Here is a 26,083-nt window from a genome sequence, read left to right as displayed (position 1 = left end):
CACATACGGAAAACAAAAAAACAATCCCCTGATAGCTCATGAGTGACCGACCATCGGTCAATTCATGAACCACTCCTTCATGCGCGTCAGAATGGATTTGACGGTTCCTTTCTGTTGCGCCACTTTGCGACCTCGTGCCCGCTGCATGCGGGCCTCGGTCAACAAACCCATCACCGTCGAGAAGCGCGGATTGCGCATCACGTCGGACAAACTCCCCTCATAGACCGGAATGGCCACTCGGACCGGCTTGAGGAACACGTCCTCAGCCAGTTCGACCATGCCGGGCATGAGCGCCGTCCCGCCGGTTAACACCACCCCGGAGGACAACAATTCTTCGTAGCCGGATTCACGCACCACCTGCTGCACAAATCCAAACAGCTCTTCCATGCGTGGCTCGATCACGGCACCCAGCGCCTGGCGCTTGACGTTACGGTTGGGGCGATCACCCAGCCCCGGCACCTCGATCATTTCGTCGGCACCCACCAATACCTGCTTGGCCACGCCATAGCGCAGCTTGATTTCCTCGGCGTCCGGAGTGGGCGTACGCAGCATGGCGGCAATGTCACTGGTGACCTGATCACCGGCAATCGGAATAACCGAGGTATGACGAATGGCTCCGCCGGTATAGATGGCGATATCGGTGGTGCCGCCACCAATATCCACCAGCACGACACCCAACTCTTTTTCATCAGCGGTGAGGCACGACAGGCTGGAAGCCAGCGGCTGCAAGGTCAGATCCTGAACCTCCAGCCCGCAGCGGCGCACACACTTGACGATGTTTTGTGCGGCACTGACTGCACCTGTGACGATGTGCACACGCACTTCCAGACGCATGCCGCTCATGCCGATCGGCTCACGGATGTCATCCTGGGCGTCCACGATGAATTCCTGCGTCAGGACGTGCAGCACTTTCTGATCAGTGGGGATATTGACGGCCTTGGCGGTTTCAATCACCCGCTCGACGTCTGTGGCGGTAACTTCCTTATCTTTGACCGCCACCATGCCACTGGAGTTGAAGCTGGTGATATGGCTGCCGGCGATGCCGGTGTATACCTCGCGGATCTTGCAATCGGCCATCAGCTCGGCTTCTTCAAGCGCACGCTGGATAGAGTTGACGGTAGATTCGATGTTGACGACAACACCCTTGCGCATACCGTCTGACTCGTGCTGGCCGAGGCCCAGCACTTCAAACCCGGCATCCGGCAAGATTTCAGCCACCACGGCAACCACTTTGCTGGTGCCGATGTCGAGTGCAACGATCAGGTCTTTGATGTCACGAGTCATGGTTTGGAGGGTCGATGAGTAGCATTGGTTTCAGGGGCCAGCGTGATTGCAAACCCATTGGGGTAACGCAAATCGGCACTGGCGATCATGCGGCTGCCCAAGCGTTGCGACAACGCGGGCCAAGCCTGGACAAAACGTTCGATGCGGGCGGCAAACGGCAACGCCCCTGGGCGGCCATGCGGGTCGGTGGCATCCGCCGCCGGGTCGCGCCCCAGGGCCAGATGTACACCGTCCGAGAGCGACACCTCCCACGCATAGCGGGGTGTCAGGGTGGCTTCCCGTACGCTCAGACCCAGCGGCGCAAACCAGCGGGCAATTTCGGCATAACGCTGCACGACCAGGCGCTCGGAGTTGACAGGCCCATTCAGCTGCGGCAAATGCAGGCCATCGGGCAACTCGCCCGGGTTGGCCGTAAAGGCTTCACCCCAGGTATTGATCATCTGGTTCTCATTCCATAGCGCCAGCGGTTGCTGTTCTTCGATACGCACCAGCAGCGTGGAGGGCCACACCCGGCGGATGGCTGCATGCCGCACCCAAGGTACGTTTTCGATGCGTTGACGTACCTTATCCAGATCCAGCAGGAAGAAATTGCCCCGCACCTGGCCGGCCAGTGCGGTCTGCAGGCTGCTGGGGCTGACATATTGCAAGGTGCTGCCTGCCACCGGCGCCAGCTGAATCTGCTGGATGGCAAAGTACGGCCGACGGATGATCCACGACAGCACGCCAGCCACCATAGCCAATACGGCCAGCAAAGCCAGCAGATTGGCGATCAGGTTGGTCAGGCGGGCGTCTGCAAACACCGTCGGCTCCTGTTCAGTACGCGTCCGGGCGCTGCACTTTGCAGCGCGCCGTGGCAAGGATGGCAACACACAACTCGCCATAGCTCATGCCGAGGGCTTTCGCACCCATGGGCACCAGCGAATGACTGGTCATGCCGGGAGAAGTATTCATTTCAAGCAACCAGGGCCGATTGTTCTGGTCCAGCATCAGATCGGCCCGGGCCCAGCCCTCGCATCCCAGGACGCGATAGGCTTGCACGCACAGCGACTGAATCTGTTGGGTCAGGGGCTCAGGCAGATCAGCCGGACACACGTACTGCGTGTCGTTGGATACATACTTGTGCTCGTAGTCGTAGTTTCCCTGGGGGGCAATGATTTCAATCACCGGCAGGGCATGTGCATCGGCGCCGGTACCCAGCAGCGGCACGGTAAGCTCCCGGCCCTCGATAAACTGCTCGGCCAGGGCGCACTCATCATGCGTATAGGCCAGCACCAAAGCGGCCGGCAGCTGCCCGGCAGAGAACACCCGGGTAAGACCCAGGGTCGAGCCCTCATGCGGAGGCTTCACAATCAGGGGCAAACCCAGCTCAGCCACAAGATCCGTCTGGCCGGCGGCCGCTTGCTCAAGCGCCACAAATCGTGGCGTGGGCAAACCGTGCTGCAGCCACAGGCGTTTGGTGGCGATCTTGTCCATGGACAGGCTGGAGGCCAGCGTACCGCTACCCGTATAGGGAATGCCCAGAAGCTCAAGCGCACCCTGAATCGTGCCATCCTCACCATATCGGCCATGCAAGGCAATAAACACACGATCAAAGCCGGCGGCGGACAGCTCAGCCAGACTTTGCCGCCCGGTATCAAACAGATGCGCATCTACACCAGCTTCCCGTAAAGCCGCACAGACACCGGTGCCCGACATCAGCGACACCTCGCGCTCGGAGGACAAACCACCGTACAGCACACCCACACGACCCCAGTCTTGCGTCATGACAGACCTCCCAATTGCGCAGGCACCCGACTGATTGAACCGGCGCCCATGATGATCACCACATCGCCGTCACGTACAAAATCCTGGATCGCCTGAGGCATCTCGGTGACGTTGTCCACAAAGACAGGCTCCACCTTGCCGGCTACCCGCAAGCCGCGCGCCAGTGCCCGGCCGTCCGCGGCAATCAGGGGTGCCTCACCGGCGGGATAGACTTCAGTAAGCAACACGGCATCAGCCGAGCTGAGCACGCGTACAAAATCTTCAAAGCAGTCCCGCGTACGGGTATAGCGATGAGGCTGGAACGCCAGCACCACGCGGCGATCAGGCCAGGCGCCACGAGCGGCAGCCAGCGTGGCCGCCATCTCCACGGGATGGTGGCCGTAATCATCCACCACCGAATACATCCCCCCTCCGTTGCGTGCCGACACAGGGAAGTCCCCCACTTGGGTAAAGCGCCGGCCCACGCCTCGAAACTGCGCCAATGCCTCGACAATGGCGCCATCAGGCACACCCAGCTCGGTAGCGACAGCGATGGTGGCCAAAGCATTCAGCACGTTGTGCCGGCCCGGCAGGTTCAGGCGTACATCCAGCGGCGGCATGGCGCCTTGCTGACCTTGGCGCTCCACCACAAACGCCATGGCGGTGCCCTCTGCCCGCAGATTCCGGGCACGTACCTGGGCAGGCATGTCGATGCCGTAGGTGGTCATGGGACGCGAGACAAAAGGCATGATTTCACGCACATTGGGATCGTCCAGGCACAACACTGCGCTGCCATAAAAAGGCAGGCGCTGGGTAAATTCGACAAAGGCGCTTTTCAGGCGCGCCACATCATGGCCATAGGTGTCCATGTGATCAAGATCGATGTTGGTGATGATTGCCATCACCGGCAGCAGGTTCAAAAACGAGGCATCGGATTCGTCGGCCTCGACCACGATGTACTCGCCCTGCCCCAGGCGCGCATTGGCATCGGCTGCATTCAGGCGTCCGCCGATCACAAAGGTGGGATCCAGCCCGCCCGCAGCCAACACGCTGGCCACCAAGCTGGTGGTAGTGGTCTTTCCGTGGGTGCCGGCCACCGCAATCCCGCGCTTCAAGCGCATCAATTCAGCCAGCATCAAAGCACGGGGTACCACCGGCACATGGGCGGCACGCGCGGCCAGTACCTCAGGGTTGTCTGCATGGATTGCCGTAGAAGTCACAATCGCACCCGCGCCCTTGATATGCGCGGCATCATGGCCAATGGAAATCCGGGCGCCCAAAGAGGCCAGGCGACGGGTAACGGCGGTTTCCTGCACATCCGAGCCGCTGATGGCATAGCCCAGATTCAGCAGCACCTCGGCGATCCCGCTCATGCCCGCGCCGCCAATCCCGACGAAATGAATATTATGTATACGGTGCTTCATACCGATTCCTTCTGGGTATGGACGCAAGCTTCAGCAATCAGCTGCGTAGCGTTCAGGCTGGAATGTTCGTGTGCGTGCGCCGCAACCGCCGCCAACTCGGGGCGCCGACGTTGGCCCAGCCAGTCGGCCAGCGTACGGGCACTTAATGTGGGCTGCGGCATCAGCCAGCCGCCGTCGCAGTCAGACAAATAGCGCGCGTTGGCGGTCTGGTGATCGTCAATGGCGTGCGGCAAGGGGATAAACGCGGCCGCTACCCCGACAGCTGCTACTTCGGCCACCGTCATCGCGCCGGCGCGGCAGATCACCAGATCAGCGTCGCCCAGGGCCTGCGCCATATCCTGGATAAACGGGCGCACATCCGCCTGCAGCCCCAGGCGCGCATAGTGCCCCTGGACAGTGTCTGCATGGCGTTCACCCGCCTGATGGCAGACGGTGGGACGCGTGTCCTCAGGCATCAAGGCCAGGGCTTCGGGCACCACGGCATTGATGCTGGCCGCACCCAGACTGCCACCCAGCACCAGCAGGCGCAGCGGCCCTTGCCGGTTTGCATAGCGGGCTTCCGCAGGCGTTACCGACAGCAAGGCTTCGCGCACGGGGTTGCCCACCATCACCGCATCGGGCAGCACACCGGGAAACCCGCTTAATACCCGGGTGGCCAAACGGGCCAGCAGGCGATTGGCCGTGCCGGCCACCGCATTTTGTTCGTGAATCACCAGCGGGATTTTGCTCAGGCGGGCCATCAGGCCACCAGGTACGGCAGCATACCCACCCATGCCCAACACCACATCGGGACGATGCTGACGCAGCAAGCGACGTACCTGCAGGCAGGCGGCCGCCAGGGTAAAGGGTAGTTTGAGCAGCGCCACCAGCCCCTTGCCACGCACCCCGCCAAACCGCAAGGGCAAAAGCGTGATGTGGTGCGCCGGCACCAGCCGGCCTTCCATGCGATCAGGATTGCCCAGCCACAGCACCTGCCAGCCCTGGGATTGCAGTGCCTCAGCCACTGCCAGGCCCGGCATGATATGCCCGCCTGTGCCACCGGCCATGATGAGAATGACGGGCTGCGTCATCGCCGCTTCCCCCTCATCATGCAACGTGTCTCGAAATCCACCCGCAGCAGCAAGGCAATGGCCACGAGATTCATGACAATGCCCGAACCGCCGTAGCTGACCAGCGGCAAGGTAAGCCCCTTGGTGGGCAACAAGCCCACACAGACACCAATATTGATAAAGGCCTGCACGCCGATCCACAGGGTCAGCCCCTGGGCCGCCAGACCATCAAACACCCGATCCATCACCATGGCTTTGCGGGCAATTTCAAAGCCGCGCAACACCACAAATCCGAACACGGCAACCAAACACATCACACCCACAAAGCCCAGCTCCTCGCCAATCACCGCAACAATGAAATCGGTGTGTGCCTCGGGCAAATAGTGCAGTTTTTCGACGCTGGCTCCTAGGCCCACGCCGAACCACTCTCCTCGCCCCAGGGCGATCAACGAATGGGACAGCTGGTACGCGCTGCCGTAGGCATTGTCGGGATTCCAGGGATCCAGATAAACGAACAAACGCTCGCGCCGCCACGGAGACAGCCAGATCAGTAGCAGGAAGCAGGACATCACACCCAGCAGAAGCGTCGAGAACAGCTTGAGATTGATGCCGCCAATAAACAGCACCCCAACGGCAATGGCACCGATGACGATGAATGCCCCAAGATCAGGCTCGAGCAACAACAGCATGCCCACCAGCATCAGCGCCACCGCCATGGGCACAAAGCCGCGCCAAAACCCTTGCAGATGCGCTTTTTTGCGCACCACGTAATCAGCGGCGTACAAGGCCACGACAAATTTCATGAGCTCGGACGGCTGAAAATTGATCAGTCCAAAAGGCAACCAGCGACGTGCACCGTTGACCTCGCGCCCAATACCGGGCACCAGCACCACCAGCAACAACACCAGAGCCAGCACAAACAAGGGAATGGACAGCTTTTGCCAGACCTTCATAGGCACACTGGCCGTCACCAATGCCGCCAGCAGGCCCACGACAATAAACGCAGCGTGCCGGCCAACAAAATAGAAGCGCCCATAGCTTTCGTAGCGCGGGCCATCCGCCAGCGCAATCGACGCCGAATACACCATCAACAGACCAAACAGCACCAGTGCGGCCACCGCCACCACCAGGCTGACGTCTACCATCGGCATGGTGGTGCGGCCTTGCCGCCCACCCTGAAAGCCCATGCTGAGGTCTGCCATCAGGCTCATGCCACTTCCCCCCTATCCGCCGCCAACTCGCGCACAGCCTCGACAAAACAGGCACTGCGATGGGCGTAATTGCGAAACATGTCCATGCTGGCGCACGCCGGCGAGAGCAACACGGCGTCTCCGGGCTGCGCCTGGCCCAGGCCCTGCTGAACAGCATCAGGCAAGGTGTCGCAAAAGATGAGGGGAACAGCACTGTCTTTCAGGGCCTGCGCGATGATGGCTGCATCCTGGCCAATCAACATGACGGCGCGCGCATGCGCCTGCACGGCGCTGGCCAACGGCGAAAAATCCTGTCCCTTGCCCAGACCACCGGCGATCAGCACCACCTGGCGCCCCAGCCCTTGCAACGCAGCCAGCGTGGCGCCGACATTGGTGCCTTTGCTGTCATCAATGAAATCCACTCCGGCGATGGTCTGGATGAATTCGGTTCGGTGAGCTTCGCCGCGATACTGGCGCAAAGCGTGCAACATGCCGGCCCAGTCCAGCCCAACAGCATCGCCCAGCGCCAGCGCAGCCAGGCTGTTGAGCGCATTGTGGCGCCCCCGGATCTGCAAGGCATCAACCGGCATCAGCGCGTGCGGCGTACCTGGCGCGCGCATGGCCGCCTCTGGCTGACGGCCTTTGCGCCGGCTATTGTCGGGCGCAGGGGCATCCATCTGCGGCACATAGGCCAGCCAGGACAAATCATGAGAGCTCTGCAGGCCGAGATCGCCCGACAGAACCGGCAGGCCGGCGCCAAAACTGCGAACATCCAGCGCTTCTGGCTGCTCTACCATGGCGGATACCCGCGCATCATCGCGGTTGATGATACGGATCCGGGCCATCTCCAGCAGACGTGCTTTGGCCGCGGCATAGTCCTGCATCGAGCCATGCCAGTCGAGGTGATCTTGTGTGATATTGAGCACCACGGCTGCGTCGGCCGCCAGCGAGTGCGTGGTTTCCAGCTGAAAACTGGAGAGCTCCAGCACCCAGAGTGCCGGCAGATCGTCTGTTTGCAGGGCATCCATCAGGCTGTGCAAGGCAGCAGGGCTGATATTCCCGGCCGCCCGGGCCGGGCGCCCACACCCCTGTGCCAGGTGGCGCACCAGGGCAGTGACGGTGGTTTTGCCATTGGTACCCGTGATCGCCAGCACGCCAGGCGTATAGCCCTGGTTACGCAAATCAGCCAGGGCCCGCGCAAACAGCTCGATCTCGCCGATGATTTCGATGCTGCGCTCGCGCGCCAGCTGCAAAAATCCGGCCACAGGTGCTTGATGAGGGTTGAGCCCAGGGCTGAGCACAATCGACACCACCCCATCCAGGGCCGCCGGCTGCAGCGCATCTGCACCCAAATGCACATCGGCCTCGATACCCTGATCCGTCAGCGCGACCAGTCCCGCTGGCGCATCCCGGGTGTCCAGCACACGCAAAGCCGCCCCCTGGCGCGCGCACCAGCGCGCCGCAGCCACGCCGGTTTCGCCCAAACCCAGAATCAGGGTCAGGCCGTCACGGCGCACAGAGGGAAACTCAAATACGGTACTCATCGCAATTTCAAACTCGCCAGGCCCACCAGGACCAGCATCATGGTGATGATCCAGAAACGCACCACCACCTGGGTTTCTTTCCAGCCGCTGACTTCAAAGTGATGATGCAGCGGTGCCATTCGAAAGATGCGCCGGCCCTCGCCATAGCGCTTTTTGGTGTACTTGAACCAGCTCACCTGCAACATCACCGAGAGGGTCTCCACCACAAACACCCCTCCCATGATGAACAGCACAATCTCCTGGCGCACAATCACGGCGATCGTGCCCAGTGCACCGCCCAACGCCAGGGCGCCCACATCGCCCATGAACACCTGGGCGGGATACGCGTTGAACCACAAAAACGCCAGGCCGGCGCCGGCAATCGCGGCGCATAGCACCATGAGCTCGGACGCACCCGGTATATAGGGAAACAGCAGATACTTGGAGTAATCGACGCGCCCGACGACATAGGCAAAAATGCCCAAGGCAGAACCAATCATCACCGTGGGCATGATGGCCAGGCCGTCCAGGCCGTCGGTAAGATTGACCGCGTTGCTGGTACCCACAATCACCAGCCAGGTCAGTGCAACAAAGCCAAACACACCCAAGGGATAACTGACAGACTTGAAAAACGGCACGATCAAATCAGCCCGCGCAGGCAAAGGCATGGTGAAGCCACTCAGCACCCAGTCGCGAAACAATGGCCAGAGCTCAGTGTTGGCCGGTGCCGACACCGCAAAACTGAGATAGACCGCCGCCACCAGGCCAATCATGGCTTGCCAGAAAAACTTCTGGCGTGCTGGCATGCCTTCGGGGTCGTGGTGCACTACCTTGCGGTAGTCATCCGCCCAACCGATCCAGCCAAAACCAAAAGTTACCAGCAGCACCACCCAGACAAAGCGGTTGGTCCAGTCGGCCCACAGCAGGGTGCTGATCCCAATCCCGATCAGGATCAGGGCGCCTCCCATGGTGGGTGTGCCATTTTTTTGCAAGTGCGTTTGCGGGCCGTAGCTGCGCACAGCCTGGCCAATTTTCAGGGCCGTCAAACGGCGAATCAGCCAGGGCCCCGCCAGCAAGCCAATGGCCAGCGCAGTGGCCGATGCCAGAACCGCCCGGAAAGTGATGTACTCGACCACTCCAAATGCCCGGAAATGGTGGTCGGCCAGCCAGCGTGCCAGTTCAAGCAGCATGATCACCCCCCTGGCCCGCGCCATTGGTTTGCAGGGCGTGCACCACGCGCTCCATCTGCATACTGCGCGAACCCTTGACCAGAATATGGGCGGGCCGGGCCGCCAGCAGTTGCGGCAGCAAGGCATCCAGCGAATCAAACGCTTGCGCGCCGTCACCAAAAGCACGGGCAGCTTCGACACTGGCGGTACCCAGGGTCAGCAGGCGCTGAATGCCGCACTGGCGGGCATAGGCGCCCACCTCGGCGTGCATGGCGGGCCCCTGGTCTCCGACCTCGGCCATATCGCCCAATACCAATACTTTTCGGCCATCCAGACCGGCCAGCACATCGATGGCGGCACGCACTGAATCAGGATTGGCGTTATAGGTATCGTCGATCAGATGAAAGCCATCTGCCAGCAGCTGGGGGCGCATGCGTCCGCCCACCGGCACAAAAGCAGCCAGGCCCGCGGCGATGGTAGACAAGGGTGCCCCAGCGGCATGGGCGCAAGCCGCCGCGGCCAGGGCATTGCGCAGATTGTGGCGGCCTGGCGCGTGCAAGGTAATGGGAATCACCTGCTGATCCACATGCAGGCGAAATTCGGTGTGATCTGTTCCTGCCTGAATCCGGGAGGCGTGTACCTGAGCACTTTCATCAAAGCCAAAGCGCAATGTTTTGCGCGGCGCAGCCAGTTGCTGCCACAAACCGGTAAAGGGTTCGTCGTCGGGGAACACGGCCACACCGTTGGCAGGCAGGGCCTGCAGCACAGCACCATTTTCCTGCGCAACGGCTTCTACCGAGCTCATGAACTCCTGGTGTTCGCGCTGCGCATTGTTCACCAGCGCCACTGTCGGCGCAGCAATCGCTGCCAGCACGGCAATTTCTTCAGGATGGTTCATGCCCAGTTCCAGCACCGCAGCGCGATGTGTCTTGCCCAGGCGCATCACCGTCAGCGGCACACCAATCTCGTTGTTGAAATTGCCCCAAGTGGCCAGGCGGGCAGCGTCGCCCCACCACGCGGCCAAAATGGCACTGATCATTTCTTTGGTCGTGGTCTTGCCGTTGCTGCCGGTGACGGCGATCACAGGCAGATCAAATTGCCGGCGCCACACGCTTGCCACCCGAATCAGCGCCTGATGGGTATCGCCCAGCACAATCTGCGCAATATCTGCCCCAGGCACAGCGTGCGACACAATCGCCGCCCGCGCGCCAGCCTTGGCAGCAGCATCCAGGTAGTCATGGCCATCAAAGTGTTCACCCCGCAGCGCCAGAAACATCATGTCCGCGCTGGCATGGCGCGTGTCAGTGGACAGCCCGGGGGCCTGCTGCCAGCTCAGTGCAAACCGCGCCCATTCGCGGTCATCAAACGCACTGCGTACATGCCGGACTTCCTGATAGGTTTCATGGCCCTTGCCTGCCAGCAACACAACGTCTTGTTCGCCGGCCCGCCAGACAGTATCGAGAATTGCAGTGGCGCGATCCGGCTCGATGTGCGGCCGGGCCGGCATGCCGGCCACAATATCTTCAATAATCGCGTCCGGGGATTCGGATCGGGGGTTATCGGTGGTAACGACGGGTTCGTCGGCCAGCCGGGCCGCGACTTCACCCATCATGGGGCGCTTGCCGACATCCCGATCGCCTCCGCAGCCAAACACGCACCACACACGCCCCCCACGCTCTGCCGCCACGGGCTGCAGCGCTGTCAGGACACGCTCGAGGGCATCTGGCGTATGGGCATAATCCACCACCACCAGAGGCTGCGGGCATGCTGCACTGGTACCACCAATGGCAGTCACCATCTGCAGCCGGCCGGGCACGGGATGCAGCACTGCCAGCGCCCGGGCCACACGGCTCATCCCCCAGCCCAGCTCGCGCAACACACCGGCCACCAGCAACAGATTGGAAATATTGTGCTCGCCGACCAGATGCGTAAAAATCTGCACCCGGCCATCAGGCCCAAGAAGCTTGAACACCAGGCCATCGGCGCCATGCTGCACGTCTTCGGCCCTGAATGCGGCGTCAGACGGCCGTTGCAAGCTGTAGCTCACCACATGCGAAGCTGATAAGGACATGCCCAGGAGCTCACCTCCTGCAGCATCATCGGCGTTGATCACCGCGCCCCGCAGCCCGGGCCGCGAAAACAGGGCAAACTTGGCCTGCTTGTAGCGTTCGAAAGTGCCGTGGTAATCCAGATGATCACGAGTGAGATTGGTGAAGCCGGCAATTTGCACGCGCACCCCATCCAGCCGCCCCTGCTCGATACCGATGGAAGAGGCCTCGATGGCAGCTGCCTGCCCACCTGAGCGCACAATCGCCGCCAGGCTGCGGTGCAAAGTCAACACATCCGGGGTTGTCAGGACACCGCCCAGATTGCTGCCATCGGCCAGCGTGACACCCAGCGTACCCACCGTCCCGCAGGGCATGCCCTCAGAATTCATGGCATCTGCGATCCAGCACACGGTGGACGTCTTGCCATTGGTACCGGTCACGGCAATTACCGCCAACGCATCCGAAGGCCGGCCGTACCACAGGTGGGCGATCTCACCGAGCAAAGGCGCCAGATCTTCCACCATTAGCACAGGTATGCCATCAGGCACTGGGTGTGCGGTGTCTGCGGCGCACACAATGGCCGCAGCCCCTGCGGCCTGTGCCTGACCCATATAGGCACGCCCATCGGTGGCGATACCGGGGCAGGCAAAGAAAACATCTCCCACCTGGATCTGGCGCGAGTCCAGACACAGGTGGGCGTGGCGCTGAACGCGCTCGTCAAGCCAAGCTAGGATATCAATCGTATTCATCGTGTGTGCGCCCCCTGCTCTGCCACGGCCACCAGTGAATCCACGGGCGCATCAGGCCGCACCCCCATTCGGCGCAGGGAGCTGGAAACAATATCGGAAAAAACCGGGGCGGCAACCGCGCCGCCGTAATAGCCACCGGTAGTGGGTTCGTCGATAGAGACAGCAACCACAATGCGGGGATCAGACACGGGCGCAAAACCTACAAACGAGCCCCGATATTTGGTTTTGCTGTACTGCCCGTTGACAATCTTGCGCGCCGTACCACTTTTGCCTGCCACGCGATACCCCTGTACCTGGGCCCGCCTGGCACCATCCGGCCCGGCAGCCGCTTCGAGCATGCTGCGCATCAGATGTGCCACCTTGGGCGAATACACCTGCACACTGGTAGGGCGCCCTTCACGGCGCAACAAAGACAAGGACACCATATCGCCATCGCGGGCAAATACGGTGTAGGCATGCGCAACCTGGATGAGAGAGACCGACAACCCATAGCCGTACGCCATCGTGGCCCGCTCGATGGGGCGCCAACGTTGCCAGGGGCGTAAACGCCCGGAGGCCATGCCCGGGAAATGCGTCTCGGGGACACGCCCAAAGCCCAGTTCAGAGAATTTTGTCCACATGGCCTGCGAGCTGAGCAGCTCGGAGATCATGGTCATGCCGACGTTGCTGGAGTGCTGGATGATGCCACCCACAGTAAGCACGCCATAATGGCCCACGTCGGAAATCAGGGAACCCTGATAGCGATAGCGGCCATTGCCTGTATCAAACTGGGTCCGCGTCGAGATCACACCCTCATCCAGCGCCAGCGAGGCCGTAAAGGGCTTCATGATGGAACCCGGCTCGAAGGTGTCGGTCATCACGCGGTTGCGCAAGGCCGGCCCCGTGCGCTGCGCAGTATCATTGGGATCATACGAAGGCAGGTTCACCATTGCCAGGATTTCACCCGTGTGGGCATCCACAACAATGGCCGCTCCCGCCCGTGCCTTGTGCTGCTCGATCGCAGCCTTGAGGGCGGTATAGGTATCAAACTGGATACCGGTATCGATGGACAGCTGCAGATTTTGTCCGTCCACCGGCGGCACCACCGCCTGGACATCCTCTACCACACGGCCCAACCTGTCCTTGATGACGCGGCGCGAACCAGGCTCACCCGAGAGGAGGTCGTTAAATGCCAGCTCGGTGCCTTCGATGCCGCGGTCTTCGATGTTGGTAAATCCCAGGATATGCGCCATGACCTCGCCCTCAGGGTAATAGCGCCTGGTTTCAGGCAACTGCTGCACCCCGGGGATTTTGAGCTGGCGGATCTTGTCGGCAATATCCATGCTTACCTGCCGTTGCAGGTAAACAAAATTCTTGTCTTCATCGCGTGTGCGCTGATGAATTTCTTTGACGGAAACACCCAGCAGCGTGGACAGCTGCTTCACCTGGCTGTCACTGGCTTTATGGAAGTCCTCAGGGATTACCCAGATGGCGCGCGCAGGCATGCTGGACGCCAGCACCACCGAGCCGCTGCGATCAAAGATCTTGCCGCGCGATGCGGGCAGCACCAGGGTGCGCTCGTAGCGGCGCTCGCCCTGACGCTGCAGAAATTCGTTGGACAGAATCTGCAGAGACAAGGCCTTGGCCACCAGCGCCACAAACGCCAGCATCAACACAATCACCACCAGCCGCGCCCGCCAGAAGACCGGACGGCTGGCCAATACAGGGCTTTCATGGAAACCAAAGCGCTTCATGGCTGCCCCCCGGGTGTGGAGACTGCAGCCGGCGCCGGTTCTTGCAGATAAATCGTGCGATCCGGCGTCACCGGAATCAAGTGCAACTCGGTGCGCGCCAGCGAATCGATACGCACGTTGCGGGCCAGTTCCGCCCGCTCAAGTTGTAAGCGGCGCCACTCGGTGTCGAGTTCGCGGGCTTGCGATTTGAGGCGCTCGGAAGCAACAAACAGCTCGCGTGTCTGAAAGCGCGCGGTCACCAGGGAAATGGCCGAGAGCATGAGGCAAAATGCCAGGAAAATGGCCACCCGGATCATCGATGCCCCCTTTTGCCCGGCCGCTTGGCCCCCGTCGCAGGCCGACCCGGCAGATGCACCAAAGCCGCTGCCTGCCCGGCGGACAGCGGCTCTGCCGTGCGCTGGGCCGCGCGCAGCACAGCCGAACGCGAACGGACATTGTCCTGAACCTCAGCCTCATCCGCTTGCACACGGCCAAGCAAGTTGACCCAGGGCTTGGGCATATCCTTCTCGGGGATTGGCAGGCGCGCCTGCTCCTGGCCCGGCCGCGCAGCCGCTGCCAGGCACTGTTTGACCATGCGGTCTTCCAGGGAGTGAAAGCTGATCACCGCCAGCCGCCCGCCGTCACGCAAGTGACTCAGGGCTGCCGGGAGGGCGTGCGCGAGCTCTTCGAGCTCCGCATTGATGTAAATCCGTATAGCTTGAAACGTCCGTGTGGCCGGATGCTGGCCTTTTTCGCGCGTGCGGACGACACCGGCGACGAGCTGGGCCAATTGGCCCGTGGTGCGCAGCACCCCGGATTGGCGGCCCGAAACAATCGCCTTTGCAATCTGGAAAGCAAACCGTTCTTCGCCATAATGAGCAATGACCTCCTTGATCTGATCTTGGTCGGCCTGCGCCAACCAGTCGGCGGCGGTCTGCCCCCGAGTTGTGTCCATACGCATGTCCAATGGGCCATCGCGCATAAATGAAAAACCACGGCTGGCATCGTCAATTTGTGGCGACGACACCCCGAGATCCATCAGTACCCCATCTACCTGCGCCAGCCCACGATCATCCAGCTGCTGACCAAGCGTCGCAAAGCCATCATGCACCACCTCGACGCGCGCATCTTCAGCCGCCAGCTGGCGGGCGATCGCAATGGCTTCTGGGTCTTTATCAAAAACCAGCAATCGGGCACCTGGCGCCAGGCGCTGCAGCAGCAGCCGGCTGTGACCGCCGCGGCCAAAGGTTGCGTCGACGTAAATACCGTTAAGATCGGGAGAAGAAGCGTGAGGCGCACCGCGGCCAAACGACGCATTCAACAATGCGTCGATCGCCGGTTCCAGCAGAACGGTACGGTGGGAATACGCCATGGACGGGGCTCAGAAAGAAATCTGCTCAAGAATGGAAGCATCCAGCTGGTTGACGTCCTGCAGACCACGGGCTTCCCACTGCTCGCGATTCCACAATTCAAAACCCGACCCCAACCCCAACAACATCACTTCTCGCTTTAAATCGGCTGCTTCACGCAACTCGGGTGATACTAGAATTCGTCCGGCCGAATCCATCTCGACATCCTGGGCACTACCCAGCACAAACCGCTGCAATGGCCGCGCAGCAGCCGTCAGCGCAGAGATCTGGGCACGTTTGATTTCCCATGTAGACCGCGGATACAGCATCAGACAACCGTCCGGATGACGCGTCAGGGTAAGACAGCCTTGTTCGTCAGACAGCAGCGCATCGCGGTACCGGGCCGGGATTGACATCCGGCCTTTGGCATCCAACGTTAGTGCACTGCTTCCTTGAAACACGGATCATGTCTCCCACTTCGTCACACAAAAATCTACTTTTCCCCACTCTACGGGATACCCGCAAGGCGGTCAAGGAGAAAATCAAGATTTATTCAATGACAACAAGCACTTACAACTGTTTTTAACAATTTCATAAAAAATAAATTCCTGCAAAATCAATAGACTGCAAAACAAACTGAATGTCCTTTATTAGGATAAATAGGCATAAATCACGATCCAGGCGTCTTCCGCACTCGTGCCAATCCCCGATTGACAGACCCGGGGCCAGCCTATGTAATGAATCCGTGCCTCAACCGAGGCTTCAACCCGGCGCCACCAGGCGCCAGACTCGAAAGCATCCGAGCCTCTTTTACGTTTGCCTGCGGTACCGTCAGCCACCAATAAAAGGAGACCCTCCATGTCGGATCAGACTTCCACCCCTAAATCACGTCGCCAATTCCTGCAATCTGTCGGGGCAACGGGCGGCATGATGATGATTGGCGGCATGTTGCCGTTGCATCGCGCACTTGCTGCCGGGGCCCCGCCTGCCATCAACCTTGGCCAGGTTCTGCCCATGACAGGTTCGGCGGCCGAGTTTGGCCCCTACTACCGGGACGCCGTGCGCCTGGCGGTGGACCAGATCAACACTGCCGCCAAAGAAGTCTTCGGCGGCCCGATCATCGCCAGCCATGTCACAGCCGATAGCGCCACATTGCCCACTGTGGGTGTGCAAGCGGCCCGCCAGATGGTCGACACCCAGCACACACCAGTCATCATCAACGGCTGGTCCAGCGGCGTAACAGTGGCCGTTGCCACCTCCGTCACGATCCCTTCCGGGGTTTTGCAAATTGGTAACGGCACCACATCACCGCTGGTCAGCGTACTTCCCGCTGATGCCAAGGCCGATCTCCTGTTCCGCACTAGTGCCTCAGACGCCATGCAAGGTGTGGTGGCTGCACAATTTGTCAACGGCGAAATCGACCCCAATTACAAGTTCAAGAAAGTCGCCACCATCTACATCAACAACCCCTATGGGCAGGGCTTGTCCAACGCCTTCGCCGCAGCTTTCAAAAAACGTGGCGGCACAGTGCTGGCTCAGGTGCCACACCCCGAAGAAGTCCAGCCTACGTACAAATCCATGCTGTCCCAGGCGCTCAAAGACAAACCCGACCTCCTGCTCATCGTCAGCTACCCGGCCCATACCATCGCCATTTGCAAAGAATCCCGCGATACCTTCAACTTCACCAATTGGCAGTTCACCGATGGCAACGCCAGCGTCGACATCATCAAAGAAGTGGGTGGCAAGGTTATGGATGGCCGCTACGGCACGGCTCCCGGCGAGGACACCACCACGCAGTCGTACAAAGACTTCGCCAAAACCTACATGGAAACCTACAAATACGACCACTTCCCGCCGTTTACCACCTGCTCCTACGACGCCGGCATGGTAGCGGGCTTGGCCATGGCAGCTGCGGTAGCAGCAGGGGCCACGGATGCCTCCAAGATCACCGGCACCGTCTTGCGCGATCACCTGCGTGAAATCGCCAACCCGCCGGGCGATCTGATCGATGGCGGCGATCAAGGCCGTATCACCGAGATGCTCAAGGCACTCAAGGCCAAAAAGAAAATCAACTACAACGGTGTTGCCGGCCCGTGCGACTTCGACAAAAACGGCGATGTCATCACCCCGGTCAATATCTGGAAATACTCCGGCGACCAAATCGAAACCATCAAGATGGTGGCTGCCAAGGATATTCCAGCGGCATAAGCCAGCCGCCGGATGCCCCGAAACGGGGTATCCGGCCAAACAAAATGGCCAGTTCACACTTGCGAACTGGCCTTTTTGTTTGGCTGCTGCCCTGGGGCAGCCCGCCGTGGCTACTTATTTTTTGGGACTATCCGGAATAAACCGCGAGACACGTTTTTTCTCGGGCAGGATACCCTGGGGCCGATACAGCACAATCAGTGCCAGCAACAGGCCAACAAACGCCCAGCGCAAGAACGACATGCGTGCTGCCATGTCGGGGGCCACATTTTGCAGCGCCACCTGCAGGTAATTTGTGACGAAGCCGGTGCCGCTCCAGACGGCCCAGATGACAAACGCCCCCAGGATGGCACCCTTGTTATTGCCACTGCCACCCAGCATCAGCATCACCCACACCAGGAAGGTGGCAAACAGGGGCTTGAAGTGGCTGTAGTCGATGGTGACCATATAAGGTGCGTACAGGGCGCCCGCCACGCCAATGATGACGGCCCCCAGCACAAAGGATTGCACCCGCAACGATTTGACCGGTTTGCCGTTCATGGCGGCGGATTCTTCTTCGTCGCGCACAGCCCTGAGGGCACGCCCCCAGGGAGAGCGCACCATGGTTTCGAGCAGCACATAAACGACTGCCAAACCCAGCGACACAATAACAAGATACAGATAGCTGTAATCGCGAGGCGCCATGGCCGACAGCGCCGGCTTGACGGCCTCGGGCAACCAGCTGCACGGATTGGCTGAATCCAGCAGGCAGGACAGTGGCTGCGTGATGCCCGACAGCGGCTGCGGCCCGTTGGCCAGCCAGCGCTCGTTTTGGAAGATCAGACGAATGATCTCGGCAATACCCAGGGTGGCGATGGCCAGAAAATCAGCCCTGAGGTGCAGAATCGGCTGGGCAATCAGGTAGGCCACTACTCCGGCCATGATGCCTGCGGCCACCACGCCCACCAGGTAAGGCGCGTTAAAACCAAACCATTGCTGGGCATAGGCAGCCATGGCACCAGCGGGCTCGGATGTGACAAACAGGGCCATGGTAAAGGCGCCCACGGCAAAAAACCCAGCCACGCCAAAATCGAGGTGCCCGTTATAACCCCACTGCGCATTAAGGCCCAGCGACAAGATGGAATAAATAATAGCCATAATGCTGAAGGACACCAGGTAATCCATGATACCCGGCAGCCAGGCAGCCACCCCAAAGGCCAGCACCACTGCCAGCACAATGGCCGCCGGCAGCCGCTTTGGCCAGCGCCAGCTGGAAAACACCAGGCAGCCCAATAAAAAGGCGGGAATCAGCAAGAAGCAGGCTTTAAGCAAATGCAGATGATCCATGACACGCGCCTCTTAGCGTTGAGCAAACAGCCCCTGAGGGCGCATGAGCAACACCAGCACCATCAGGACAAAAGCGACTGCCGGCCCATAAGCCGGGTTGAGGAAAGCAGAGGTAAGCTGCATGGCGACACCAATGATGATGGCCCCCACCAGCGCCCCCCAGGCACTACCGATGCCACCCATGATGACGGCGGCAAACAAGGGCAGCAGCAAAACAAAGCCCATGTCCGGACGCATTTGCGAAGCAAGGCCATACATCACCCCACCCACGGCAGCCATGCCGGCACCAATCGCCCACGTCCAGGCAATCACTTGCTCGGTGTTGATGCCGCGCACCTGTGCAAGATCGGGGTTATCCGCGGTGGCCCGCATGGCCTTGCCGATGCGCGTGTAATTAAGCATCCAGTACAGCAAGATCACCAGAATCAGGGCCAGGGCAAAGACAAAGAGTTGATCGGCTTGCAACCTTAAACCAAGTGGAAGCTCTAGGGCCGGGTTGGCACGCCCCGAATAGTAGAAGTGGAAATCGGATCCCCAGATGAGGTAGACGATACCGCGCAAAAGAAACTCCATGCCCAGTGACGCCATGGCCAGCAACACCAGAGGCGATTGATGCTTGCGCAAGGGGCGGTACAGCAGCCGATCGATGACGATGGCCACCACCGCCGTAATGATGGCGGCCAGCAACAAACCAACCAGGAGCTCCCAGCCAAATGAAAACCGCCAGATGGGATTACTTTGCGGCAGCACCAGCACCACGCCGTAGGTAACATAAGCCCCCAGGGTGACGAACTCGCCGTGCGCAAAGTTGGGAAACTTAAGCACCCCGTAGCACAGCGTCAGGCCGATGCCGCCCAGTGCGATGATCCCGCCCAGCATCACCCCCCAGGCCGTAAGGGAAAGCATATCCTGGGCACTGGTGCCGGACAGCCAGCCGGCCACCCACATCCCGATAAGCACAAGCAGCAGCACGCCACCTACAAAACGGGCACTGCGCACGCCGCCAGAATCCCGTGCATCCACCGAGCTGGACTCGGCCGACGTTTCAAGCGCATCGTCTGCCAGCGCATTTGCCGTTTCGGCCATATCAACCTCCGAGGTAGAGTCGTCCGACATTGGGATCATCCAGCAGGGCCTGGCCCGTGCCTTCCTGCCGGTTCTCGCCATTAGCCAGGACGTAACCGCGATGGGCCATCCCGAGCGACTGGCGGGCGTTTTGTTCGACCATCAACACACCGATACCGGATTCGTTGATGCGGGCAATGCGTTCGAAGATCTCGTCAACCAGCTTGGGCGACAGCGCGGCAGTGGGCTCGTCGAGCAACAGTAGCTTGGGATTCATCATCAGCGCACTGCCCATAGCCACCATTTGCCTTTCGCCGCCAGACATCTTGCCGGCCAGCTGCCGGCGCCGCTGACGCAGCTTGGGAAACATGTCGTAGACACGTTCTTTACTGGCGGTGAGATCGACTGCCCCCATGGGAAACGCACCCATCTCGAGGTTTTCTTCGACGGTGAGAGTGGTGAAGACATTGGCCACCTGAGGCACATAGCACATGCCGCGACGTACGATACGGTGAGGGGCGTCGTGGCTGATGTCGTGGTCATCAAACGTAACTGAGCCTTGGCGTGGATGCAACAGGCCAAAAATGGTTTTCATCAGGGTGGACTTGCCCGCCCCGTTGGGGCCAATGATGGAAACAACTTCATCAGCTTCGACGTAAATGGACAGGCCCCGCAGGATCTCGGTATCGCCGTAGCCCGCTGTGATGGAATCAACCTGCAGCAGTGGCATACTGACCTCCGAGATAGGCTTCGAGAACAGCCCGATTGTTACGCACCGCTTCGGGCTCACCCTCGGCGAGCTTGCGTCCTTCGCTCATGACAATGACGGGATTGCACAGACTCATCACCATGTTCATGTCGTGTTCGATCAGCAGGAAGGTAATGCCGCGGTCGCGCACCATGGTTTGAATATTTTTGATGATGCTTTGCAGCAGCGTGCGGTTGACCCCGGCGGCGGGCTCGTCGAGCAGCACCAATTGAGGGTCGGCCATCAGGGTGCGGCCCATTTCGAGGAGCTTCTTTTGCCCGCCCGACAGATTGGCCGCGTACTCGTGCTGCACATGGGTAAGCTGGAGGTACTCGAGAACCTCTTGTGCCTTGTGCAGATGGCGGGCTTCCTCGGATCTGACCTGGCCCGGACGCAGCAGGGCGTTCCACCAGAGTTCTCCGGTTTGCCCCCCAGGCACCAGCATGAGGTTTTCGAGCACGCTCATGGTGCCGTGCTCTCGCGGGATCTGAAAGGTGCGGCACATGCCCCGTGTGAAGATCTCGTCGGGCCGAAGGTGGCCGATATCCTGGCCATCCAGCAAAATGCGGCCGGAATCGGGCTTGATGAACCCGGTAATGAGATTGAACATGGTGGTTTTACCTGCACCATTGGGGCCTATCAGGCCCGTGATGGTGCCGCGTTCCACCTGAAATGAGCAATGGTCTACGGCCTTTAGGCCACCAAAGCGCTTCGCCAGATCACGGACTTCGAGCAGCGGATGTGCCTGCCCGGTTGCCGTCTCCGACAGAGATGATGCTGTCGAATCTGCCACCGATGTCTCCTGCTGGATATCCAGGGTTGGAATCCCGCCGGCGTATCTGCTGCAAGGATAGGCAGCAAACCGCTGGTTCGAAAAAGTGGTGACAGAGTATCACAGCTATTCTCATAGCCGTATGCGCATAATTCCCAATGCCCAAGATGAAAAATGCGGAACAGATCGATAGGCCGGATTTTGTACACCCGGTTTCCCGGGCGGGCAATCATTCCTCTGGACATGCCATTGCTGGCATGCTCTAGCCATCTACCCGCATGCTCGGGCGGGCCGCCCTGTCGGCACAAAGCCGGCGCATGCCTATTTGATGTTGCTCCGGATAGAGGTTGCCGCGTTTCACCCTGCCATGCCCGACAGGCAAAAGCCCGTCGGCAGTACGGAGTAGCCGTACCCGTGTGCATCCGAAAACACACCCGCATGGCAGACTCGTCTCTGTGGCCCTGTTCCTCGGCTTTCTCCTCAGAGATTGCCGGACGGCCGTTAGCCGCTATCCCGCCCGATGGAGTCCGGACCTTCCTCGGTGCCGTGGCACCGCGATTGCCTGATCTGCCCCGCACCGCGATTGTACGGCATACGCGGGGCTTCCCGGCACGCAAGGCACCAAACTGCGACAATAAGCAGTGGTGCCTGCAAACCATCCAGGATGCACGCCGGCAGCCCGCTCTTTTCACTCTCTGTTTTTCCGGTTTCCTATGCCCGATACAATTCTTGCCCTAAGCCAGGCCCAACTGGCCTATGGCCATCATCCGCTGCTCGACCATGCCGAGCTCGCCCTTCTGGCCGGCGAACGCATTGGTCTTATTGGTCGCAATGGCGCCGGCAAGTCGTCTTTGCTACGGGTACTGGATGGCCGCACCCAGCTGGACGACGGCGAAATCCGTCGTCAAAAGGGCTTGCGCGTGGCCACTGTCGAGCAAGAACCCGTCCTGCCCGAAGACCAGACCATCATGCAGGTGCTGTGCGGCGACCTGCTGGCTTCCGAAGACTGGTCGCGCAGCGCACGGGCCTCAACCCTGATTGACGCACTGGGCTTGAGCCCCGACAGCCTGGTCCGGGGCTTGTCGGGCGGCACCCGCAAACGGGTGGCGCTGGCCCGTGCACTGGTGCAAGAGCCCGATCTGTTGCTGCTGGATGAACCCACCAACCATCTGGACTTCGAAGGAATCACCTGGCTGGAAGAACTGCTGCAAAAAGCCCGCATGACGATCATCCTGATCACCCACGACCGGCGCTTCCTCGACTCAGTGGCCACCCGGATCATCGAGCTTGATCGCGGCCAGCTGCTGAGCTTCCCGGGCAATTTCTCGGCCTGGCAGGCACGCAAGGCGCAATGGCTGGAGGCTGAACAACAAGCCAACGCACGGTTTGACAAGCTGCTGTCGCAAGAAGAAGTATGGATTCGCAAAGGCATCGAAGCACGGCGCACCCGCAATGAGGGCCGTGTGCGACGCCTTGAGGCCTTGCGCCGCGAGCGCACCGCCCGAAGAGATCAACAAGGCCAGGTACGCTTTGCATTGGCCGACGGCCAGCGCTCTGGTAAACAGGTGGCCAAGCTGGAGCATGTCAGCCACGCGTTTGGTGGCAACACCCTGATCCAGGATTTCAGCACCCTGATCCTGCGCGGCGACCGCATCGGCATCATTGGCCCCAACGGGGCAGGCAAGACCACGCTTTTACGCATTTTGCTGGGAGAACTCCAGCCCAACGAAGGCAGCGTGCATTTGGGCACAAACCTGTCGATTGGCTACTTCGACCAAATGCGCGATCACCTCGACGAATCCGCCACATTGGCCGATACCATCAGCCCAGGCAGCGAATGGGTTGAAATCGGCAATCAGCGCAAGCACGTGATGAGTTACCTCGAGGATTTTCTGTTCCCGGCCGCCCGGGCACGTTCGCCCGTATCCAGTTTGTCGGGGGGCGAACGCGCCCGCCTGGCATTGGCCAGGATGTTTGCCCAGCCGCACAACATTCTGGTGCTGGACGAGCCCACCAACGACCTCGATATCGATACCCTGGAGCTGCTGGAAAGCCTGCTGCAAGACTACACCGGCACCGTACTGCTCGTCAGCCACGACCGCAGTTTTCTGGATAACGTCGTCACGCAGACCATCGTGGCCGAAGGCAATGGGCATTGGCAGGAATACGTGGGTGGCTACGCCGATTGGCTCATCCAGCGGCCCGCGCCACAGGTGGCCGAGGCATCCGGCACAGGCGACGCAGCGGCAAAGGCCGATGACAGCCCGCAGGGGCGGCAAGCAGTCACATCGCAGCCGGTAGAGGCACCAGAAGCCGCCAGATCTCGCAAGAACCGTCTGGCCCCCTGGGAAGCCGAGGAACTGGCCAAAATACCCGACCAGATCGCCGCTCTTGAGGCCAAGCAGTCTGAGCAGGCTGCTGCATTATCCGACCCTGATCTCTACCGGGACGGCCCCGAGCAGGCCGAGCGCCTCCAGGCAGCACTCAGTGAAATCGACACCCAGCTGAACACCCTGTTTGAGCGCTGGGAAGCACTGGAAGCCAAACGCAGCGAATAAAGCTCAACGCGCAATCAAGCCTGACGCCGATCAACCGGCCTGCACACGCCAGGCCAGTGTCTCACCTGCAGCCAGAGGTACCACTTCGGTATTGGCCAGGGGCAAGACATCCGGGACAGGCTGGGCAATACGCTCGAGCGTCAGGGTGTCTGCGTTAGGCGACAAACCATAAAAGGCCGGGCCATTAAGACTGGCGAATGCCTCGAGGTGCTGCAAGCGCCCCACCGACTCAAAGGCGGTGGCATACAGGGCCATCGCGTGGTGCGCGGTATAGCAACCCGCGCAGCCACAGTCTTGTTCTTTGGCACCCTTGGGGTGTGGCGCACTATCCGTACCCAGAAAGAATCGGCCGTCGCCGCTGGTGGCAGCCTCAAGCAGTGCCAGGCGATGGTGCTCGCGCTTGAGTACCGGCAGGCAATACCAGTGAGGCCGCAACCCACCCTTGAACAGCGCGTTACGGTTATACAGGAGATGGTGCGCGGTGATGGTGGCCGCCACCGGCCCGGGCGCCTCGCGCACATAGGCGACACCGTCGGCAGTCGTGATGTGCTCGAACACCACCTTGAGCGCAGGAAACGCCTGACGCAAGGGTTTCATCACCCGGTCAATGAACACCGCCTCGCGGTCGAACAGATCGATATCAGGATCAGTGACTTCTCCGTGCACCAGCAGGGGCATGCCACAGGCCTGCATGGCCTCGAGGGCTGCCCTGCAATACCCCAGCAAATCAGTGACGCCGGAATCGGAATTGGTGGTGGCGCCGGCAGGATAAAGTTTGACCCCATGCACGATGCCGGAATCGCGAGCACGGAGGATCTCATCGGCCGATGTATGGTCGGTGAGGTATAGGGTCATCAGCGGCTGAAAACGGCCCGTCGGCACACCTGCCTGCTGCAATGCCGCCAGTATGCGGCCGTGGTACGCCAGCGCATCAGCGGTGGTGGTAACGGGTGGTTTGAGGTTGGGCATGATGATGGCCCGGCCGAACTGGCGTGCCGAATCTCCCACCACGCTACGCAGCACCTCGCCATCACGCAGGTGCAAATGCCAGTCATCAGGTCGCACCAGGACAAGCGTTTCTTGCGTGTTCTCTTTGGCCGCAGTGCCCGTCTGACCAGCTGACAAGGGCGAGGGAGCCTCTGTGAAGGTATCTGAAATGCTCATGAATCGTCTCTTGAATTATTCTCTTAAGGATTTTTTGCGTAATCGCTTTGTCTTTGAGGGAAACACGCGGTAAGCTTCGGGGGCTAATCATTCAATCAAGTAGGAGCCTGTATTCATGGCAACCACCGAAAAGTCCGGGCGCAAACCCAATGCAGCCTTCATGAAGCCCCTGACGCCTAGCGCCACTCTGGCGGCCATTATCGGCAACGAAGCCGTGCCCCGCACTGAAGTTACCAAGCGCATCTGGGACTACATCAAGAAGCACGATCTGCAAGACCCGGCCAACCGCCGCAACATTAATGCGGATGCCAAGCTGCGCCCGTTGTTTGGCAAAGATCAGGTATCGATGTTTGAGCTGACCAAACTGGTAAGCCAGCACCTGAAATAAGCCAGTTTCCCCTGGTATTGCCATGCAGCCCCCGGCAGTGCCGGGGGCTTGCCTATTAAAGCCCCGGCAGCGGGGTTTCTCCGGCGAAATGGGCCAGCCAGCCTTTGGCCAAGCGGTAGATGATCCAGATCATCGCGACGATACCGGTAATAAACCCAACAAAGATTGTTGCCAGTGCGGCACTGATCACCAGCCACAGCAGGCCCCACCAGAAGGTGCGGATAATCCAGTCGATGTGTCCGGCATAAATGGTGCCCACCATGTCGCTGCGCTTGAGATACGCCAGCACCACAGCGGCAACCGCAGCGGCGCCCAGAAACCCTGCAGACAGGATCCCCACAGCGAATAAACCATACATCAGATGGATCAGTTGGCCTTGTGTCAGTCCTTTGTCGGCGGGAACAGGGGTGTCGTCATCCTGAATCATGAAATCTCCTGCGAAGGCACCAGGCGGTGCCAGTTAAACCGAAGTTTATTCTAACCCGAGTGAACGAAGCGAGCGCGCAAAACAAAGCCCCTGCAGAGAGACTCTGCAGGGGCTTTGAGCAATAAAAGCCTGACGATGACCTACTTTCACAGGTGTCCACCCACTATCATCGGCGCGAAGGCGTTTCACT

23 protein-coding genes and 1 other RNA gene are annotated in these 26,083 nt (G+C 60.4%); 3 read left to right on the top strand and 21 right to left on the bottom strand.

Annotation, left to right across the window (positions count from 1 at the left end; translation table 11 throughout):
* Positions 1-57: 57 nt before the first annotated feature.
* The 14 genes from ftsA to WA928_RS11520 all read right to left on the bottom strand — a co-directional run bounded on the left by ftsA (position 58) and on the right by WA928_RS11520 (position 16,100).
* Positions 58-1,284 (bottom strand): cell division protein FtsA, encoded by a 1,227-nt coding sequence (ftsA, locus tag WA928_RS11585; RefSeq protein ID WP_424303674.1) that lies wholly within the window; start codon positions 1,282-1,284, stop codon positions 58-60.
* Positions 1,281-2,084 carry a cell division protein FtsQ/DivIB gene (locus tag WA928_RS11580; RefSeq protein ID WP_424303671.1) on the bottom strand — a complete coding sequence of 268 codons (804 nt, stop codon included), beginning with the start codon at positions 2,082-2,084 and terminating at the stop codon, positions 1,281-1,283. Before WA928_RS11580 ends, ftsA begins: the two co-directional genes overlap by 4 nt.
* A gap of 13 nt (positions 2,085-2,097) precedes the next feature.
* Complete coding sequence (locus WA928_RS11575; RefSeq protein WP_424303668.1) at positions 2,098-3,048, bottom strand: D-alanine--D-alanine ligase; 951 nt, start codon at positions 3,046-3,048, stop codon at positions 2,098-2,100.
* Positions 3,045-4,451 (bottom strand): UDP-N-acetylmuramate--L-alanine ligase, encoded by a 1,407-nt coding sequence (gene murC / locus WA928_RS11570; RefSeq protein WP_424303665.1) that lies wholly within the window; start codon positions 4,449-4,451, stop codon positions 3,045-3,047. The genes WA928_RS11575 and murC overlap by 4 nt, the downstream gene beginning before the upstream one ends.
* Positions 4,448-5,521 (bottom strand): undecaprenyldiphospho-muramoylpentapeptide beta-N-acetylglucosaminyltransferase, encoded by a 1,074-nt coding sequence (gene murG, locus WA928_RS11565; RefSeq protein ID WP_424303662.1) that lies wholly within the window; start codon positions 5,519-5,521, stop codon positions 4,448-4,450. The genes murC and murG overlap by 4 nt, the downstream gene beginning before the upstream one ends.
* Positions 5,518-6,711 (bottom strand): putative lipid II flippase FtsW, encoded by a 1,194-nt coding sequence (gene ftsW, locus WA928_RS11560; protein ID WP_424303659.1) that lies wholly within the window; start codon positions 6,709-6,711, stop codon positions 5,518-5,520. The genes murG and ftsW overlap by 4 nt, the downstream gene beginning before the upstream one ends.
* Entirely contained in the window at positions 6,708-8,234 is a 1,527-nt protein-coding gene (gene murD, locus WA928_RS11555; RefSeq protein WP_424303656.1) for a UDP-N-acetylmuramoyl-L-alanine--D-glutamate ligase, read from the bottom strand. Before murD ends, ftsW begins: the two co-directional genes overlap by 4 nt.
* Complete coding sequence (gene mraY / locus WA928_RS11550) at positions 8,231-9,403, bottom strand: phospho-N-acetylmuramoyl-pentapeptide-transferase (RefSeq protein WP_424303653.1); 1,173 nt, start codon at positions 9,401-9,403, stop codon at positions 8,231-8,233. Before mraY ends, murD begins: the two co-directional genes overlap by 4 nt.
* Entirely contained in the window at positions 9,393-12,179 is a 2,787-nt protein-coding gene (murF, locus tag WA928_RS11545; protein WP_424303650.1) for a bifunctional UDP-N-acetylmuramoyl-L-alanyl-D-glutamate--2,6-diaminopimelate ligase MurE/UDP-N-acetylmuramoyl-tripeptide--D-alanyl-D-alanine ligase MurF, read from the bottom strand. Before murF ends, mraY begins: the two co-directional genes overlap by 11 nt.
* Complete coding sequence (locus WA928_RS11540) at positions 12,176-13,912, bottom strand: peptidoglycan D,D-transpeptidase FtsI family protein (RefSeq protein ID WP_424303647.1); 1,737 nt, start codon at positions 13,910-13,912, stop codon at positions 12,176-12,178. Before WA928_RS11540 ends, murF begins: the two co-directional genes overlap by 4 nt.
* Entirely contained in the window at positions 13,909-14,208 is a 300-nt protein-coding gene (gene ftsL, locus WA928_RS11535; RefSeq protein WP_424303644.1) for a cell division protein FtsL, read from the bottom strand. The genes WA928_RS11540 and ftsL overlap by 4 nt, the downstream gene beginning before the upstream one ends.
* Entirely contained in the window at positions 14,205-15,263 is a 1,059-nt protein-coding gene (rsmH, locus tag WA928_RS11530; RefSeq protein WP_424303641.1) for a 16S rRNA (cytosine(1402)-N(4))-methyltransferase RsmH, read from the bottom strand. Before rsmH ends, ftsL begins: the two co-directional genes overlap by 4 nt.
* 9 nt (positions 15,264-15,272) lie before the next feature.
* Positions 15,273-15,701 carry a division/cell wall cluster transcriptional repressor MraZ gene (mraZ, locus tag WA928_RS11525; RefSeq protein ID WP_350383683.1) on the bottom strand — a complete coding sequence of 143 codons (429 nt, stop codon included), beginning with the start codon at positions 15,699-15,701 and terminating at the stop codon, positions 15,273-15,275.
* Between the two features lie 189 nt (positions 15,702-15,890).
* Positions 15,891-16,100 carry a hypothetical protein gene (locus WA928_RS11520; protein ID WP_424303638.1) on the bottom strand — a complete coding sequence of 70 codons (210 nt, stop codon included), beginning with the start codon at positions 16,098-16,100 and terminating at the stop codon, positions 15,891-15,893.
* On the opposite strand from WA928_RS11520, the gene WA928_RS11515 reads away from it, so the two are divergent.
* Positions 16,099-17,448: an ABC transporter substrate-binding protein gene (locus WA928_RS11515; protein WP_424303635.1), complete on the top strand. Its 1,350-nt coding sequence runs from the start codon at positions 16,099-16,101 to the stop codon at positions 17,446-17,448. The two genes, WA928_RS11520 and WA928_RS11515, sit on opposite strands and share 2 nt — an antisense overlap.
* A gap of 114 nt (positions 17,449-17,562) precedes the next feature.
* Here the strand turns inward: WA928_RS11515 and WA928_RS11510 are convergent, their stop codons facing one another.
* The 5 genes from WA928_RS11510 to rnpB form a co-directional block, all read right to left on the bottom strand.
* Positions 17,563-18,771, bottom strand: coding sequence for a branched-chain amino acid ABC transporter permease (locus tag WA928_RS11510; RefSeq protein WP_424303632.1), 1,209 nt, complete (start codon positions 18,769-18,771; stop codon positions 17,563-17,565).
* 12 nt (positions 18,772-18,783) lie between these two features.
* Positions 18,784-19,857: a branched-chain amino acid ABC transporter permease gene (locus WA928_RS11505; protein WP_424303629.1), complete on the bottom strand. Its 1,074-nt coding sequence runs from the start codon at positions 19,855-19,857 to the stop codon at positions 18,784-18,786.
* Position 19,858: 1 nt separating this feature from the next.
* Complete coding sequence (locus WA928_RS11500; RefSeq protein WP_424303626.1) at positions 19,859-20,566, bottom strand: ABC transporter ATP-binding protein; 708 nt, start codon at positions 20,564-20,566, stop codon at positions 19,859-19,861.
* On the bottom strand, positions 20,547-21,377 hold the full coding sequence (locus tag WA928_RS11495; protein WP_424303623.1) for an ABC transporter ATP-binding protein: 831 nt from the start codon (positions 21,375-21,377) through the stop codon (positions 20,547-20,549). The genes WA928_RS11500 and WA928_RS11495 overlap by 20 nt, the downstream gene beginning before the upstream one ends.
* A 153-nt stretch (positions 21,378-21,530) precedes the next feature.
* An RNA gene (rnpB, locus tag WA928_RS11490) (RNase P RNA component class A) lies at positions 21,531-21,930 on the bottom strand.
* Between the two features lie 139 nt (positions 21,931-22,069).
* Between rnpB and WA928_RS11485 the strand changes: the two genes are divergently transcribed.
* Positions 22,070-23,914: an ATP-binding cassette domain-containing protein gene (locus tag WA928_RS11485; protein WP_424303620.1), complete on the top strand. Its 1,845-nt coding sequence runs from the start codon at positions 22,070-22,072 to the stop codon at positions 23,912-23,914.
* A gap of 30 nt (positions 23,915-23,944) precedes the next feature.
* On the opposite strand, the gene pyrC is transcribed toward WA928_RS11485, so the two are convergent.
* Positions 23,945-25,078, bottom strand: a complete 1,134-nt coding sequence (gene pyrC / locus WA928_RS11480; protein WP_417276245.1) for a dihydroorotase — start codon at positions 25,076-25,078, stop codon at positions 23,945-23,947.
* Positions 25,079-25,193: 115 nt separating this feature from the next.
* Between pyrC and WA928_RS11475 the strand changes: the two genes are divergently transcribed.
* The gene (locus WA928_RS11475; protein ID WP_350383697.1) at positions 25,194-25,466 is read left to right on the top strand and encodes an SWIB/MDM2 domain-containing protein; all 273 of its coding nucleotides are present in this window, start codon (positions 25,194-25,196) and stop codon (positions 25,464-25,466) included.
* A gap of 55 nt (positions 25,467-25,521) precedes the next feature.
* Here the strand turns inward: WA928_RS11475 and WA928_RS11470 are convergent, their stop codons facing one another.
* Positions 25,522-25,893 carry a DUF4870 family protein gene (locus tag WA928_RS11470; RefSeq protein ID WP_417276244.1) on the bottom strand — a complete coding sequence of 124 codons (372 nt, stop codon included), beginning with the start codon at positions 25,891-25,893 and terminating at the stop codon, positions 25,522-25,524.
* Positions 25,894-26,083: the final 190 nt, after the last annotated feature.

It is taken from the genome of Castellaniella sp. (genome assembly GCF_049651205.1).
GTDB lineage: Bacteria > Pseudomonadota > Gammaproteobacteria > Burkholderiales > Burkholderiaceae_B > Castellaniella.
This window is presented reverse-complemented; position numbering and strand designations above follow the sequence as displayed.